This window comes from Treponema ruminis (genome assembly GCF_014201975.1).
Lineage (GTDB): Bacteria > Spirochaetota > Spirochaetia > Treponematales > Treponemataceae > Treponema_D > Treponema_D ruminis.
Map to the genome: position 1 here is coordinate 161103 of NZ_JACHFQ010000002.1, position 16373 is coordinate 177475.

The 16373-nt window shown below is 44.5% G+C and carries 14 protein-coding genes and 1 tRNA gene; 7 read left to right on the forward strand and 8 right to left on the reverse strand.

From position 1 onward, the window contains the following. Nucleotides 1-2 precede the first annotated feature (2 nt). The 7 genes from HNP76_RS03130 to HNP76_RS03160 are packed head-to-tail and all read left to right on the forward strand — an operon-like array spanning nt 3 to nt 8670. Nucleotides 3-1085 carry a glycosyltransferase family 4 protein gene (locus HNP76_RS03130; RefSeq protein ID WP_184657415.1) on the forward strand — a complete coding sequence of 361 codons (1083 nt, stop codon included), beginning with the start codon at nt 3-5 and terminating at the stop codon, nt 1083-1085. Beyond that, nucleotides 1082-2218 (forward strand): glycosyltransferase, encoded by a 1137-nt coding sequence (locus HNP76_RS03135; protein ID WP_184657417.1) that lies wholly within the window; start codon nt 1082-1084, stop codon nt 2216-2218. Before HNP76_RS03130 ends, HNP76_RS03135 begins: the two co-directional genes overlap by 4 nt. Further along, nucleotides 2215-3294, forward strand: a complete 1080-nt coding sequence (locus HNP76_RS03140; RefSeq protein WP_184657418.1) for a glycosyltransferase family 4 protein — start codon at nt 2215-2217, stop codon at nt 3292-3294. The genes HNP76_RS03135 and HNP76_RS03140 overlap by 4 nt, the downstream gene beginning before the upstream one ends. A 58-nt stretch (nt 3295-3352) precedes the next feature. Next, complete coding sequence (gene wbaP / locus HNP76_RS03145; RefSeq protein ID WP_184657420.1) at nt 3353-4777, forward strand: undecaprenyl-phosphate galactose phosphotransferase WbaP; 1425 nt, start codon at nt 3353-3355, stop codon at nt 4775-4777. A gap of 49 nt (nt 4778-4826) precedes the next feature. After that, on the forward strand, nt 4827-6422 hold the full coding sequence (locus HNP76_RS03150; RefSeq protein WP_184657422.1) for a BamA/TamA family outer membrane protein: 1596 nt from the start codon (nt 4827-4829) through the stop codon (nt 6420-6422). 24 nt (nt 6423-6446) lie between these two features. Then, entirely contained in the window at nt 6447-7550 is a 1104-nt protein-coding gene (ispG, locus tag HNP76_RS03155; protein WP_184657424.1) for a flavodoxin-dependent (E)-4-hydroxy-3-methylbut-2-enyl-diphosphate synthase, read from the forward strand. A gap of 22 nt (nt 7551-7572) precedes the next feature. Continuing rightward, on the forward strand, nt 7573-8670 hold the full coding sequence (locus HNP76_RS03160) for a tetratricopeptide repeat protein (RefSeq protein ID WP_184657426.1): 1098 nt from the start codon (nt 7573-7575) through the stop codon (nt 8668-8670). A 60-nt stretch (nt 8671-8730) separates the two neighbouring features. On the opposite strand, the gene rho is transcribed toward HNP76_RS03160, so the two are convergent. From rho to HNP76_RS03200, 8 genes are all read right to left on the reverse strand, one after another. After that, complete coding sequence (rho, locus tag HNP76_RS03165) at nt 8731-10644, reverse strand: transcription termination factor Rho (RefSeq protein ID WP_184657428.1); 1914 nt, start codon at nt 10642-10644, stop codon at nt 8731-8733. Between the two features lie 184 nt (nt 10645-10828). Continuing rightward, complete coding sequence (locus tag HNP76_RS03170) at nt 10829-11248, reverse strand: bactofilin family protein (RefSeq protein WP_184657430.1); 420 nt, start codon at nt 11246-11248, stop codon at nt 10829-10831. After that, complete coding sequence (gene lnt, locus HNP76_RS03175; RefSeq protein ID WP_184657432.1) at nt 11235-12794, reverse strand: apolipoprotein N-acyltransferase; 1560 nt, start codon at nt 12792-12794, stop codon at nt 11235-11237. The genes HNP76_RS03170 and lnt overlap by 14 nt, the downstream gene beginning before the upstream one ends. Beyond that, nucleotides 12781-13092 carry an HU family DNA-binding protein gene (locus tag HNP76_RS03180; RefSeq protein WP_184657434.1) on the reverse strand — a complete coding sequence of 104 codons (312 nt, stop codon included), beginning with the start codon at nt 13090-13092 and terminating at the stop codon, nt 12781-12783. The genes lnt and HNP76_RS03180 overlap by 14 nt, the downstream gene beginning before the upstream one ends. Nucleotides 13093-13193: 101 nt before the next feature. Beyond that, nucleotides 13194-13472 carry a 30S ribosomal protein S20 gene (gene rpsT / locus HNP76_RS03185; RefSeq protein ID WP_184657436.1) on the reverse strand — a complete coding sequence of 93 codons (279 nt, stop codon included), beginning with the start codon at nt 13470-13472 and terminating at the stop codon, nt 13194-13196. 79 nt (nt 13473-13551) lie between these two features. Next, a tRNA-Glu gene (locus tag HNP76_RS03190) sits at nt 13552-13623 on the reverse strand. A gap of 120 nt (nt 13624-13743) precedes the next feature. Further along, a complete protein-coding gene (locus tag HNP76_RS03195) occupies nt 13744-15123 on the reverse strand; it encodes a sigma-54-dependent transcriptional regulator (RefSeq protein WP_184657438.1) in 1380 nt (459 codons plus the stop codon). A gap of 2 nt (nt 15124-15125) precedes the next feature. After that, on the reverse strand, nt 15126-16370 hold the full coding sequence (locus tag HNP76_RS03200; RefSeq protein ID WP_184657440.1) for a two-component system sensor histidine kinase NtrB: 1245 nt from the start codon (nt 16368-16370) through the stop codon (nt 15126-15128). Nucleotides 16371-16373 lie beyond the last annotated feature (3 nt).

The following is a 16373-nucleotide window of genomic DNA, read 5'->3' on the forward strand; positions in this document are numbered from 1 at the left end:
ACATGCCTAAGCATATCCTCATCAACGGAAATTTTCTCTGCCGCAACCTGACTGGAATTGAACGCTTCGCTTATGAAACCTGTCATTGTCTTGATGAACTTCTTTCGCAAGAAAATGCGGGCGACATTGAGCTTTCGATTCTAGTGCCGGCAAATGCTAAAGTAATTCCTGACTACAAGAATATTTCTATAATTCCGGCTCTGGCTCTAAAGAGTTTTCCGCGATGGGATTTGCTTTATTTTCCCAAAATTTGCAGGCGCTTTCATGCCGAGGGTTTGAATTTCAGCAATACTGCCCCCTTCGGCAGAAAGTGCGGCTATGCCTTTCTTCACGACATCTATGCATATGATTTTCCGGCCGATTTTACCTCATTCAAAGACAGGTTGATTCGGGCCTACAGCTGCTTTCACTATAAAAACATCGCAAAAAAGGCAAAAAAAATCCTTACGGTATCTGAATTCAGCAAAAAACAGATTCAAAAAGCATATAATGTTGAAGGAAATCGCATCAGCGTGATTCCCAACGGCTGGGATCATTTCAAATCAATCGAAGAAGACGATGGAATTTTCCAGAAATTCCCGGTCCTTACAGAAAAGCCCTTTTTCTTCACGCTCGGAAGCCTTCAAAAGCGAAAGAACCTCAAATGGATTGTTGAATACGCAAAAAATCATCCGGGCCAGACTTTCGCAATTTCAGGCAAGACAATCAGCGGCATGGAATCAGACCAGATCGAAAATCTGGCTTCCCTCAAAAACGTCGTCCTTCTGGGCTATGTCAGTGACGGAGAGGTCAAATCACTGATGAAAAAATGCCGGGCTTTTGTTTTTCCTTCTTATTACGAGGGATTCGGCATTCCGCCCCTTGAAGCGCTTTCAGCCGGGGCTCAGATAATTGTTGCAAATTCTGCCAGTCTCCCGGAAATTTATAAGAAAAGTGCGCATTACATAGCCTGGGATTCGACAAATTGTGATTTGAATGATATTCTTAATGAGCCTGTTGAAGATCCGGCTGCCGTTCTTTCAGAATACACTTACGAGAATGCGGCAAAAAGGCTCTTCGAAGTTCTAAAGGGAGGTTCAAAATGAAAAAAGTTGCGATTGTACATGACTGGCTGGTTAATTACGGCGGTGCAGAAAGGGTCGTCGAGGAACTTCTTAAAATTTATCCTGATGCAGACATTTTCACCCTGGTCTACGACGAAAAAAAGATGGGCAAAATCTTTCCAAAAGAAAAAGTCCACACATCATTCATGCAGAAGTGGCCCCGTGCAACAAAACTCTACACCAAATTCCTCTCTTTCATGCCAAAAGCCTTCGAATCTTTTGACCTTTCAAACTACAAGCTGGTAATCTGTTCATCATCATGCTGTGCAAAAGGCGTAATTACCCCACCCCTTGTTCCTCACGTTGCCTACATCCACACTCCCATGCGCTATGCCTGGGACAAGTATTTTGAATATAAATCACGCAGCGGCCGGCTCACACAATTTTTCATGGACAAATGGATGCCAAAAATCCGTCTCTGGGATTTTGTCTCAAGCCAGAGGGTCGACACTTTAATTGCAAACTCAAACTACATTTCGCGTCGAATCAAAAAATACTGGAACCGCGATTCAATCGTCATCTATCCTCCGGTAAACACAGACCGGCTCACACCAAACTACAAGCCTCACGAAGACTTTTTCGTAGTTTTCAGCCGTTTCGTTCCATATAAGCGCATTGACCTGGCAATCCAGGCCTGCGGCAACCTCAAAAAGAAGCTGGTCGTAATCGGAAGCGGCAGCCAGGAAAAATCCCTCAAAAAGCTGGCCGCAAGTTACCGGGATGTAGACATCACTTTCACAGGAAGAATAAGCGACAAGGAAGTCATGGACTATCTGCAGCGCTGCCGTGCCATGATTTTCTGTGCCGAAGAAGATTTCGGAATCATTCCAGTCGAAGCCCAGTGTTGCGGCCGCCCTGTAATCGCTTTCGGAAAAGGTGGTGCCCTGGAAACCGTCATCAACGGCAAGACCGGCACTTTCTTCAGCCATGCAACAGTAGATTCAGTCGAGCGTGCAATCAACCGCTTCGAAGAACTTGAAAAATCAGGTGCATTCGACACTGACTTCATCTCTCAGCATGCGAAAACTTTCTCAGCAGAGCGCTTCTCCCGCCAAATCAAAGAGGCAATCGACAATACAATCATGAAGCTCGATGAGGAGACCAGCAAAAAATGAGGATTGCGATAGACTGCCGCATGATCGGCTCAGGTGGAATCGGTTCTTTCATTTCCGAGCTTATTCCCTGCTTTCTCGAAGAAAATGAATGTCTTTTAATCGGCACTCACGAACAGTGCACCCCATTTCTCCGCCTGCAGAACGTTGAATTCTGTTATTGCGATGTAAAGCCCTTCTCACTCAAGGAAATTGCCAATTTTCCTGCGGACGTGCTCGAACAGATTCATCACTACGACTATTATTTTACGCCCTACTGCAATATTCCGGGCAAAATAGAACTTCCGATTTTTTCCGTTATTCACGACGTCGTTTTCCTCGATGTTAAGGGAATGACAGGCCTTTTGGGAAGGATAGCCCGCAAGCTCTTCTATAAAAGGGCGGTCAATTTCTCAAACGCCATTTTCACGGTCTCAGAATTCTCAAAAGAAAGGATTATTCATCACCTTCACTGCAAAAAAGATATCGAAGTTGTCTACAACGCAGCTCCAAAATACCTAAGAGAGCCCTTCGAAGGAGAAAAGCCTGCAAAAAAAGACCAGATTCTCTTCGTCGGAAACATTAAAAAGCACAAGGGGCTCAAAAGTCTGCTCGATGCATTTGAAAAGGCAAAAAAAAGCGACAAAGATTTTAAATCAAAGCTTGTTATCGTTGGAAACGCAGAAAATTTCCGTACCGGTGACGAAGAAACTGTCGCAAGGCTCAATGAACTTTCATCACAGGAAGGCTTCATCGAGTTCACGGGCCGCATTTCAAACGACCAGCTAAAATATGCCTATGCAGAATCAAAGTTTCTCGTCCAGCCTTCACTCTACGAGGGTTTCGGAATTCCGCCTCTTGAGGCAATGACCTGCGGCACCCCGGCCTTGATTTCAGACATTCCGGTTTTCAAAGAAATTTACTCAAATCTTCCGGTCACTTTCTTTAAAGCCGGCGACAGCGATGATTTGTGCGAAAAACTGCTTTCACTAAATAAATTCGAGCCAAAAGCCATCGATTTGTCCAAAGTCAGCGAACTTTATTCTTATAAGCGCTCTGCACAGATTATCTGCGATACCATGGCGAAATTCAAAAAATAATACAAAAGTAGACTTTTTTGACTTTTTCGTGTAAAATTATAGAATCTAATAGAAAGCTATGACAGACGAAGAGTTCAAAAAATATTTCAAGAAAAATTTCTGGCGCACAAGCTCATTCACATCCGGTGCAGCACTCATGGTCATCGACTGTATCGGAGTTATGCTCAGTATCGGTATCACTTTCTTCATCATCAATCTCATAAATCATTCATGGATTAATTTCCGCTCATTCGTTACTTATTGGGTCTATCTGCCGCCTACCATGGTTGTTTTTTATGCGGCCGGCCTTTATCCGGGCCTTGTTTATCCGCCTGCTGACGAAGTCAAAAAACTGGGACTCTGCTCTTTCTTTATTTTTGCAGGAATCGCCCTTTCAATCACGGTTGAGGATGTCGAAGACAAGCTTGCCATCGTCGTCGCATTGATTTGTGCGGCCCCGGTTGCCCTCATCCTTCTTCCTGCCGCAAGGGAATTTGCCCGCCATCTTTTTTCAAAAAACAACTGGTTCGGTGTTCCTGCCGTAATTTATGTTTCCGGCAATTCTGGTGACGTCATCATCGACCGTCTCATAAAGCGCAAGGACCTGGGTTACAAGCCCTGCCTCATAATTGACAGCAAATCATGGATTCCGGGCGAAAAAATGGGAATTCCCCTCTATCCGCCTTCAGAACAGACCTTCAACATGATAAAGTCCTTTGGCATCAAAGTCGCAATCCTCTGTGACTACGACCGGGACACCACCTACATAAATTCTTACTACCGCTACACGATTCAGATTCCTCGGCTCAACGATCTCTCAACAATATCGACTAACGTTCGAGATTTCGGCGGTATTCTGGGCTTCTCTTCAACCCACAACCTGACCAAGCCAATCAGCCTCTTCTGGAAAAGATGCATTGATTTGCTTCTTCTCCTGCTTTCGTCTCCAGTTACCATTCCAGTCCTTCTTTTGGTTTCACTTATCGTAAAAATCACCAGTCCCGGTCCGATTTTCTACGGCCACAAGCGAATCGGTAAAAACGGCAAGGAATTCAAGTGCTGGAAGTTCCGCTCAATGGTAATCGACGCTGACAAGCAGCTTGAAAAGATTCTGGCCGAAAATCCGGAAATGCGGGCTGAATGGGAAAAAGACCGCAAATTCACAAACGATCCGCGCGTCACAAAAATCGGCAAGATTTTACGCAAGACAAGCATCGATGAAATTCCTCAGTTCTTCAATATTTTCACAGGCGAAATGAGCTTTATCGGTCCCCGCCCTGTCACAGAGCCGGAGCTTGCAAAATACGGCAAAAAATCAGACTTCATCCTCTCCGTTCAGCCTGGCTTGAGCGGCATGTGGCAGATTTCAGGCCGCAGCGACACAGGTTATGAGGAGCGGGTCACTCTTGACTCTTACTACATTCAGAACTGGTCTGTCTGGCTCGACATTTGGATTATCATCAAGACAGTTTACGTTGTTTTGCGCGGTAAGGGTGCCTATTAAGTTGAATTTTTTCCTACGAACGCATTTTCTCATATTTATCTTATTCTTTTTGGCTTTTACGCTTTTTTCTGAGTCTTATCGGATTTCTGACGTTACTTACACCCTCGACAATACGCGGGAAATGGATTTGAGGCGGGTGGTTCCGGTCAACACAGAAAAGATTTTTGAGAGCAAGGAAGAGCTGGATTTCTATCTTACAGATTTGAAGCAGCGGCTCATGAATACAAGGGCCTTTCAGAATGTAGAAATTGTAAAGGGGGAAGTCTTCCCCTCGGCTACAATGGCTTCGCCATTTCCGCCTACCCCTTCTGCGGGGAGTTCCCTCCCCGCAACGCCCCAAAATGATGAAATAATTCCGGTCTCTCTTCAAATCCGGGCTCAGGATACAAAGCACCTGCTTATTTTGCCCTACCCCAAGTATGACTCCAATGACGGCCTGATATTCAAAATCAAGGTTAAGGATGTCAATTTTCTGGGCACGATGAATACCATGGACATAGGTGCCTTCGCCGGAATCAAGGAAGACATAAAAAGCGGCAAACAGAACCCGACTTTTGGAGCTGAATTCAAGTACAGCTATCCTTTTTACGTCGCCAATTTTTTTGCCAGCTGGAACAATAATTTTGATTTGCAATATACCCATGGCGTTAACGAGCTGGAATTTTATTCAGGTACAGGATTCACATTCGAGCGCCCCTACAAGCGTTTTTCTCTGGTTTTCGACCTGAGCGAGCATGCGAACCGGGATCTGGAATACGAAGATTTTGGAGACACCCAGTTTTTTACCAGCGACATGAAGATTTCACTTCCCGTAAAAGTTTTTGACATCGAAAACTGGGGCTTTGTTTTCTGGACTCCATTTACCGAAGGCAAAGTCAGCTACGACAAAGACAGAATCAGCATTAAAAACGATGACCTGGCAAGTCCTGTAATCTCAGCAGGACAATCCGTCTCCACAAAAAGAATAAACTGGTACGGCAATTTCCGCAGCGGAATTTCTGCAAGCGTCGGCCACACAATCGGCTGGGACTTCATGCAGGAAGAAATCGAGCCTACACTTTTTGCTGAAATTCAGGCCTTCAAAGGCTTTTCTTTCATGGGCATCAATACAAGATTTTCAGCCTTTGTCACAAAGTCAAGGCGTGATAAAATCGGAAAGCTGATCCGAGGTGCCCGGGACAAGCAGAACTACGTTAATATAGAAGAAATTGAGCTTAAGACAAAGAAATCCCTCAAAAGTCCCAGCGCCCTGGTCTTAAACCTCGACCTTCCGATTCACGTCATTACGACTCACTGGCTGGACTGGTCAGATTTCATCTTCGGTCAGGATTCATGGTTCAGCAGGACCTTTGCATGGACTGACAAATTCAATTTTGAGCTTCAGGTCTCTCCTTTTATTGACATAGCCCTGACCAAAAACGAAGTTACAGGCCGGCTTTTCTCCCCCAAAGACGGCTGGTATACCGGCGGCATAGAATTTCTGGCCTTTCCTGAGCGCTGGAAGGGAATCGTAATGAGGGGCAGCCTGGGAATTGACCTGGGAAGAGCCGTCATCGCAAAAAAATATCCGGAAAAAATCGACATGAGCTGGCGTGAGAACATAAAAAAATATGAAATATACGCAGGAATTGGTCTGCACTATTAATCAATTTATGCTATAATATCCGTTATGGAAAAGAAATTTTTAACTCCGCGCGAAGTTACAATCGGCGGTCATAACGGTATCGATAAAATCACAATCGGAGGCTCAGCTCCGGTCACAATTCAGACAATGTGGAAGGAAAGCATCATCGGTGTAAAAGATGATCCTGAGCGCCTGGAATCCATCCGAAACAGAATCGCCCAGATGAAAATGCTGGGCTGCGACATAATCCGCTTTGCCGTTCCAGACATGGAAAGCGCAGAAAGCTTCATCGAAATCTGTAAGTCAACTTCCATGCCATTGGTTGCGGACATTCATTTTGACTACCGCCTTGCATTAAAGTGCCTCGAAGGTCCTGTAGCCGCAATCCGAATCAATCCGGGCAACATTGGTTCCCGCGACCGGGTTGAAGCCGTCGTAAAGGGCTGTCGCGAAAAGGGAGTCGCAATCCGAATCGGCGTAAACTCAGGTTCCCTTCCCCATGACTTGCGTGAAAAGGTCGAAAAAGGCGAAATGAGCCGAGCTGTCGCCTTGAGTGAAACCGCTGCCAGAGAATGTGCGGTATTCAGCGAGCTTAATTTTGACCAGTTTGTAGTCAGCATGAAGGCAAGCTCAGTCCAGGAAACAATCGAAGCAAACGAAGACTTTGCATCAAAATACGACATTCCCCTTCATGTAGGCGTAACTGAGGCAGGTCCCCTCATCACTGGTGTCGTAAAGTCTACCCTTGCTTTCAGCCATCTTTTGCGTGAGGGAATCGGCTCTACAATCCGCGTTTCCCTTTCTTCAACACCGGAAAACGAGGTAATCACAGGACTTGAGATTCTGCGTGAATGCGGCAAAAGAAGCGGCGGAGTCACGCTGGTAAGCTGCCCCCGCTGCGGAAGACAGGGCTTTGACGTTCATGCATTCATGGACCGCTGGCAGAACAAACTCCTTTCAATGAAGAAAAACATCACCGTCGCCGTAATGGGCTGTGTCGTAAACGGTCCTGGCGAAGGAAAGCACGCTGACATCGGAATTGCAGGAGCCGGCGGAAAGGCAATTATCTTCAAAAAAGGTGAAATTATTCGAACGATTGATGAAAAAGATGCCGATAATGTATTTGAAGAAATGTTGAATGAAATTTAGCATTTAAGGAATTGGCATCTTTATGAAAAAAATAATTCTGTCACTTGTTTTGACTTTTGCATCTTTTGCAATCTTTTCTCAGGTTGTTCCCAAAAAGCCTGAGTCATCAGAATTCTCATGGCGCATTTTGCAGGACGCAAAGTTTGCCTATGACAAGGGTGATTTTGCAAAGGCAATGAATCTTGCAAACAAGGCAAAGGCAAACCGCGTGGCAGAAAGCGAATACGAGGTCTACATTCTTGATACAGCCCTCTCACCTCTTGCCGTCCGACGTGCAGGTGAAGATTTCGATGCCGTTCTTGAAGTCCTAAAAGAGCGAGACCAGAGCGAAGCAATCAGCATCATCAAACGATATCTGGAGCTTTACGGGCCAAAGACCTTCCAATATTCAGTCCACAAAATGGAAGACTGGGTAAAGGCAAAGCGCGTTTATCCTGAGGCAGATTTTTTAATCGGAAAGATTTACCGTCTGGAAGGTGAATATAAGACGGCCATTGATTTTTATGAAAAAGCCCGCCTCGAAAGCGATTTCCTTGATATTCCAGAGCAGCTTTTCGACATCCTTTATGAAATGGCAGACTTGATGAAGCATCAGGGTGAAAGCGAAAAATACAAGCAGTCACTTCTTTTGATTCTGGACAATGATCCAAATTACAAAGATACAGTCCTCAGAAAGGCAATGCTCAAAATCATCGATGCAAACAAGGCCGGCAACGTAGACAGATTCTTTGACTTGTTCCGGGTTTCTTCTCCAAAGACACTCAACGCCCTCTACAACATCAGCGTAATTTTTGAGGAAGAAAACGAAGCTGAAAATTCACTTTTTGCCTCAGCCTTGGGAACAGTAGAATCATTCAGCCACATACTGGCCTCAATTTCAGGCAGGGATGCCAATTATGAATTCTCTACCCTGGCCCTTTTCCTCAAAAAAATCGGTGAATACGAAGACATCTGCCAGTGGTGCGATCAGAATCACTTCTGGGACAATTTAATCGCCTTCTGCAAAAAAGTCTCGGCCCGCGGTGACATAATCTATGCAAACGCAATGCTTGACGTTCTGGCAGAAGCTTCATGCGACCCGTACACCCGCTCCGCAGCAAAAGCAAGCATAATCAGATAAAGAAAACTAAAGCCTGGCTCTCTCTCAGCCAGGCTTTATTTCTTTCTATTCTATAAAACTCTATAAAGCAGCACTTCCTGTGTTCATGTTGGTCAGGAAGGCTTCGTTGTTTCGGCTCTTCTTCATCTGCTCAAGGATAAGCTCTGTGATTTCCGCATCTTCCATAGGGTTGATGACTTTTCGCAAAACCCAGAGTTTCTGCAATGTAGCCTCGTCAAGCAAGAGCTCTTCCTTTCTGGTACCTGACTTTTTGATGTTGATTGCAGGGAAAAGACGGCGCTCTGCAAGGCGGCGGTCAAGGTCAATTTCTGAGTTACCAGTTCCCTTGAATTCCTCGAAGATAACCTCATCCATGCGGCTTCCTGTATCGATAAGGGCCGTAGAAATGATGGTGAGGGAACCGCCCTCTTCGATGTTTCGTGCTGCACCGAAGAATCGCTTTGGCTTATGGAGTGCGTTTGAATCAACACCACCGGAAAGAACTTTGCCTGATGTTGGAACGGTGACGTTGTATGCTCGCGCAAGACGTGTGATTGAGTCAAGAAGGATGACTACGTCGCGTTTGTGCTCGACAAGACGCTTTGCCTTTTCAAGAACCATTTCCGCAACCTGAACGTGGCGTGTAGCCTGCTCGTCGAATGTTGAGGAAATAACCTCGCCCTTGATTGCACGCTCCATGTCAGTAACTTCCTCAGGACGCTCGTCGATAAGAAGAACGATGAGGTAAACTTCAGGATTGTTTGCAGTGATTGCGTTTGCGACCTTCTGCAGGATTGTTGTCTTACCGGCTTTTGGAGGAGCAACGATGAGAAGACGCTGGCCCTTTCCGATTGGTGCAAACAAATCAATGATTCGTGTGCTGTATTCTGTAGAAATTGTCTCAAGAGTGAGCTTTTCTTTTGGATAAAGCGGAGTAAGGTTTTCAAAGGGAACGCGTGTCTGTGCAACGCGAGGCTCGTCGAAGTTTACGGTCATGATGCGAAGGAGAGCAAAGAAGCGCTCGCCCTCTTTTGGAGAACGTGTCTGACCGTAGATTGTATCGCCTGTCTTAAGGTTGAAGAGGCGGATCTGGCTCGGTGAAATGTAAATGTCATCAGGACCAGGAAGATAAGAGTTCTGTGGGCTTCGCAGGAATCCGTAGCCGTCCGGCAAAATCTCGAGGGAGCCAGAAGCGAAAATCAATCCGCCCCGCTCTGTATGTGACTTGAGGATTACGAAAATCAAGTCCTGCTTTTTCATTGCAGGAAGCTCTTCCTCAGGATATCCGTACTCAATTGCAAGGTTACGGAGTTCAGGCATGCTCATCTTTGTGAGGTCATTGATAAGAAGCTTTGGCTTTGACTCAAATTCCTCAGGATTTTCGATAATCTGTGCCTGGGCTGTTGCCTCATCGCGGGCTGCATTGCGGGCCGCAATACGCTCACGGTAACTCTGGCGGCGGTCAAAACGGCCCCGCTGATTGTTATAATTGTTGTCGCGGTTATTATTGTAATCGCCGCGATTGTTGTTGTTATTGTTGTAGTTTCGGTAATTGCGGTATGTACGCGGCTGATAGCCCTGGCCTTCCTGAGACTGCTGCTCACCGTTCTCGCTTGTCTCAGAAGCCTCTGCTGACTGCTGGCCTTCTTCTGGATTTGCTTCCTGATTTGTGTAGCTTTCTGTATTCTGATTTTCTTGATTTTGAGGAAGGGATGTTTCGTTTATTTCTGATGAATAGTCTGGAGTTGCAGATGCATAAGATTCAGGCTGTTTTTCTGAGGGTTCTTCTTCTGCCAGTGCCGGCTCTGTCTTTTCTGCTTTGATTGTAATTTTTCTTCGTCTTACGACTTTTGCGGGCTTTTCTTCTTCTGCCCCAGAATTTTCGGCCTGAGAAGGATTGGACTCAGCTGACTGCAAATCCAATTCTGGCTGAGGATTTGTCGCTGCAGGCTCTTCTGAAGCTGCGGCAGCACGGCGTCTTGAAATCAATGCCATTTGAAATTCTCCATGAGATTATATAAAAATGTATAAAAATAATGACAAAAAAACATGAATTTTAATTATTAAATTTTTAATTTTAAAAAGGAAATTTTCTAACAAAAAAAGATATTTCAGTCAAAAATTAGCAATACATTTATTAAATCACGAGTATAAAAAAAAGTCAATATTCTTCAAAAACTTATCTTGGATCGTCTGATTTAAGCAGCAATGCATTTTTGTACTCTTCGGAAGCGACAGAGAAAAGATTTGTCTCCGGCTCCTTTTCGAGCATAGAAATTTCACCTTCAAATTCAACATTTTCAGCGATGCGGATTCTGGCAGTTTTTACATCACCATGAACAAGGCTGCCATTGCACATTTCAACCCGCTCCTGGGCACAGATATCGCCTGTAACAGAGCCTGAAATAACAATGGAACTGGCAGTCATTTTTTCAACCTGACAAACAGCCCCTTTTTCAATTTCCAGATCACCTGTAGCACGGATTTCACCTTTAAATTTGCCTGTGATTACAAGGTTGTCAGTAAATTCAAGAACTCCGTCAAATTCTGTTTCCTGTCCAAAAACTGTAAGGTTCTTCTTCTGTTTATCTTCTGCCATAACACTTTACTTTAACAAATCCAGCGGATAAAATCAACAAGAAAATAAGGGTAAAAATCGTAATCGCCCAAATAAAGACATCCCCGATAATGATATACGGCGTCCGGGAATTTTTCTCAACTTCAATTTTTGCGCATAAAAATCCATCAATACCGCAGGGAATTTCCCCGGTCACTTTTCCCCTGGAATCTATTACGCATGTTTTTCCGTCAATCGTGCTTCTTATGAAGGGGGAAGAATATTCAGCCGCCCTGAAAACCGACATTGATAGATGCATCTTTCTTGCGGCCTCAGACGAAGCCCAGGCATCATCACTGATGTTTACAAAAAACTCTGCCCCCTTCTTTTTCATTTTGCGGATAAGCGGAGAAAATGAATCCTCGAAGCAAATCGGTGAGGCAAAATTCAGCTTTCCTATCTTGAAAATTTTGACTTCACTGCCCTTTTCAAACAAATCACAGTTCAAGTCAGACTTTAAGCCGTCGAAAAATTCAAAATCCAGAAAGGACGGCCAGTATTCAGTAAAGGGAACGAGAATGTTTTTATTGTAGACTTCAGCCCCGCTTTCTTTGGGAGAAAAATAAAGGGCTGAATTGTAAGTTTTTCGCCCATCTCTGTGATTGCTTCCAATCAGAAAGGCAGAATTTTTGCCGCTTATAAAAGAAAGCAGCTTTTCAGAAAGTTCATGCCGCCTTTTATCAGAAGGATTTTGGGCATGAAATAAAAAATCAGGCACGATTGCAGTTTCCGGCCAGACAATGAGTTCAGATTCAGGATTAGAAGCAAGGGCACGGTCAGTCAGCTTTTGAAGCAAAAGGGAATCTCTTTCATAGTCAGAAATATCACGGGAAGAAGACGAAGAGGCATTTTGAATCAGGGCTACAGAAAGGACTGAAGGATTTTTCCCCTGCGGAATAAGAAAGTCTGAGAGCCAGAAAATAAAGACTGCAAGGACCAGGGAAAGGCAGAGAGAAAATTTTTTGAGATTATTGCGGACATTTTTTTCAGAAATTATTTTTGCAAGCAGGGAATTTACAAGCAGAATCAAAAAAGAGACGCCCCAGACACCGAAAAGGGATGAAAATTTCAAAAAGGCAGGAATTTGCCACTGACTGTAGCCGATTACGCCGTATGAAAAGGCAAGAAAACCTTTAGTCCTAAGGAATTCAAGGGCAAGGACAGGAAAAATCCTAAGAATCCAAAGAGAAGAAGAAAATTTTTGAGGGCAATATTTTTGAAAAAAAGAAATCAAGAAAAGTGAGATTGAATTGTAAAAGGCAAAGATACAGGAAACAAATAATAAGGCAATAAGGCCGAACTGAGACAGCCAGGGACACAAAAAAAGACAGAAAAGGAATCCATGGAGGGCTCCAAAAAAGAATGAAGCCTTAAGCGCAAGCCTTGAAGCAAGGATAAAAAAAGGGATATAGGCTATCCAGGCAAAAAATGAACAACCGTCCTCAAAAAGAAAGGACGGCTGGCTCAAAAAAAGAAAAAAAAGGGAAATTAAAAGAAGAATGAAATCTAAAAGATTACTTCTTTTCAACAGGAATCTCCATAAGAGCCTTTTTAAGCTCCTGACCTGCTCTAAAAGCCGCAACATAATGTGGCTCTACAGAAAGGATTTCTCCGGTTTTTGGATTGCGGGCCTTTTCGCGGCCTTTTCTAAGGCGAGGCTCCAAAGTACCAAAACCACGAAGCTCAACAGTTGAACCATCTTTGAGAGCATTTTTAAATTCTTCTACGATGCTTTCAAAAACTTCATGTATCAATTTTTTCTCAACTTTTGTACTCTCATGAACTTTATCAACAATATCACTTTTTGTAACTTTACAAGCAGACATAAATACCAACCATAATAAAAAATTAAAAAAAAAAAAAACGCTATCTGAAGTGCATAACCTTATACAATCAGATAGCTTTAAGCAGTCAAATAGTAAGAAACTTAGTTTGCAGCTGCAAATGTTACATTGAAAAGTTTCTGCATACGTGACTTTTTGCGTGAAACAGCGTTGCGTTTGAGAACGCCCTTGCTGCGAGCAGAATCAAGTTTAGAAGACAAAAGGACAAGTTTCTCCTGAGCAAGTTTTGAGTCCTTTGCATGTACAGCTTCAATGAACTGTCGGACATAAGTGTGGCATTCGCTCTTGATAGCCTTGTTGTGCATGCGGCGAACTTCGCTCTGACGGAATCTTTTTTGTGCAGATGTCTGATTTCTTGCCATAAGAAAATCTCCCAATTATATATTCAATTCTAAATTATAAAAAAACCTTGCAAACGATTTTGTTGCAAGGTATAAGTATCATCTCCTAGCAGAATTGAACTGCTGTTGTCGGGATGAAAACCCGATGTCCTAACCACTAGACGAAGGAGACATCATTGCAACTCAGTAGCGAGCTGACTTTGATATATTACTAAATATGAAAAACTTAGTCAACAGTTTTGAACTAAATTTTTCGATTTTTTTTATTTTTTTTACCAGCTCATTCCCCCAATCATTCATCATTTTCACTTTCAGAATCTTCATTTTCCATGCCGTATTCCTGAAGCTTTCTGTGCAGGGTTTTCCGCCCTATTCCAAGCGTTTCGGCAGTCTTGCTCTTGTTGCCCTTGTTTGCGGCCAGGTTCTCCTGAATGATGATTTTCTCAGCCTCATCAAGAGTAATTCCAATCGGCAGGGAAATGCTCTCAACACCGCTTGCCTTGCTCACCGATGGCGGCAGGTCTTCAAGGGTAATCTCGCTGCCCCCTGCCATGACAACAGAGCTTTCAACGCAGTGCTGCAGCTCACGGATGTTGCCCGGCCAGTCATATTTATAAAGGGCGCTTCTGGCGTGATTGTCAAAGCCGGTGATATTCTTTCCGTTTTCTTCATTGTAGCGCTCAAGAAATGAATTCAGCAAAAGTGGAATATCATCCTTTCGCTCACGGAGAGGCGGCACTTCAATATGGATTCCGTTGAGGCGGAAATAGAGGTCTTCACGGAAACGACCGGCCTTTACTTCTTCCTCAAGATTTTTGTTGGTGGCGGCAATCACCCTGACGTCAACTTCGATAGGAGCCTCACCGCCTACCCGCTCGAATTTCTTTTCCTGAAGGACACGAAGGAGCTTAACCTGAACGCTCTGATTGATTTCACCGATTTCATCCAGGAAAATCGTTCCTCCATGCGCAAGTTCGAATTTTCCCTTGTGCATCGACTCTGCGTTCGTAAAGGCCCCCTTTTCATGGCCGAAAAGCTCGCTTTCAAGCAAGGTCTCGCTCAGGGAAGAACATACAACTGGAATAAAAGCCTTTTCGCTTCGAGAAGAGAGGTTGTGAATGGCATTGGCGACAACTTCCTTGCCTACACCGGTTTCGCCTGTTATAAGCACGGAAATTCGGGCATCAGCGACCTTTTTGACAAGGCTCATGACCTTCTGCATGGCCGCACTCTTTCCGATAACCATGTCGGTCTTTTTCTGAGTGGAAACCTGCTTCAAAAGCTCAGTGTGCTTGATTGAAAGCTCCCTGCCTTCAAGGGCCCGCTTAACGATTACCTCAAGCTGGGCAAGGTTGAGGGGCTTGGTCAGGAAGTCATAGGCTCCGTCCTGCATTGCCTTGACAGCCGCATCAATTGAGCCGTGGCCTGTAAGCACAATCACAGGTATTCCGGGCATTTTTGTGGTGACCTGGCGCAAAACTTCCTCGCCGGAAATCGAGCCAGGCATGCGCAAGTCCGTGATGACAAGATCAATGTCACCGTTAGCGATTAAGTCCAGGCCTTCCTTTCCGTTGGCGGCAATTTTTACATTGTAGCCGTCCATTTCAAAGTCAGCGGCAAGACCTTCGCGGATATTTTTTTCGTCATCGATAATAAGGATGGTGAATTTCATTTTTACTCTCCAGAAAGACCACAGTCCTTGAATTCAAGCAATTTTCGCTCCATCTGAGGAACCGGCAGGGAAATCGTAAAAGTCGTTCCCTCGCCCAATTCAGATGAAAGGGAGATGTCACCGGAAAATTCCTTGATGATTTTGTAGCTCATGGCCATTCCAAGTCCGGTTCCGTTTGATTTTGTGGTGAAATAAGGCTCAAAAACCCGGCTGCAAGTCTCTTCATCCATTCCGGTGCCGTCGTCCGCAAAAGTAAGGATATAGCGGTCACTTTCAATCCTGCTTTTTATGCTGATAGAGCCTTTGATCCGCTCCTCATCGTCATCAAATTTTTTGGAAATTGCAGAAATCGCGTTCTGGGAAAGATTTACGATTACTTCGCGGAAAAGCTTGGCGTCCAGCAAAAGGCGCACGTCACAGCCGCAGAGTTCAGACTGCAGCTTTATGTGCTTTTCGTTGAATTCCGGCATGAAAAAGGAAATGAAATCTTCGAGGATTTTATTTGGGTTCACGAGCTCCAGTTTGGCAGAAATAGGACGAACTGCCATCAAAAAATCCACGACGATTTTGTTGAGGCGCTCAATTTCCTGAGTTATGACATCAAGATAGTCCTCGGAATATTTTGGCGGAGGCAGCATTCCGTCCCCCTCACGCTTTTTACGCAGGGCCTTTTGCATGAGCTGAATGTGAATGGAAATGGCCCCCAAAGGATTTTTGATTTCATGGGCAACGCTTGCAGCCACATTCGTAAGCCCGGCCAGAGTTTCCATGCGGTGAAGAAGAACTTCCTGATTGCGTTTTTCGGTCACGTCGTCAATGCGGATAATCGAGCCGATAAGATTTTTGTTCTGATTCTGATTTTGGACAAGGGGTGTCACATAAAGGTCAAGGAAGCGGACTGAACCGCCTGTCGTGGCAACCGTAAACTCATTTGAAATATTTGTTTTGTCGGCCTCAAAGGCGTTCTGCAAAAAGCGGGCAATTTCCTCGTCATCAATGATGTTCCAGACCGGGGATTTTTCCTTAGCCTCTTCAGGATTACTCTTAAAAGGGAGATAGCGCTCAGCCGCCTTGTTTATTTTCATGAGGCAGAAATTTTCGTCAACGATTATAAGCCCGCTGGGCAGGCTCTGGAAGATGGAATTGAAAATTTCAGTCTGGGAATAGCAGTCTTCAACCAGCTGCTGAATTTGAAGTGGCGTGAGTTTATCAAGTTTTTGCGAAACACGACGTGAAAAATCAGTCATTTT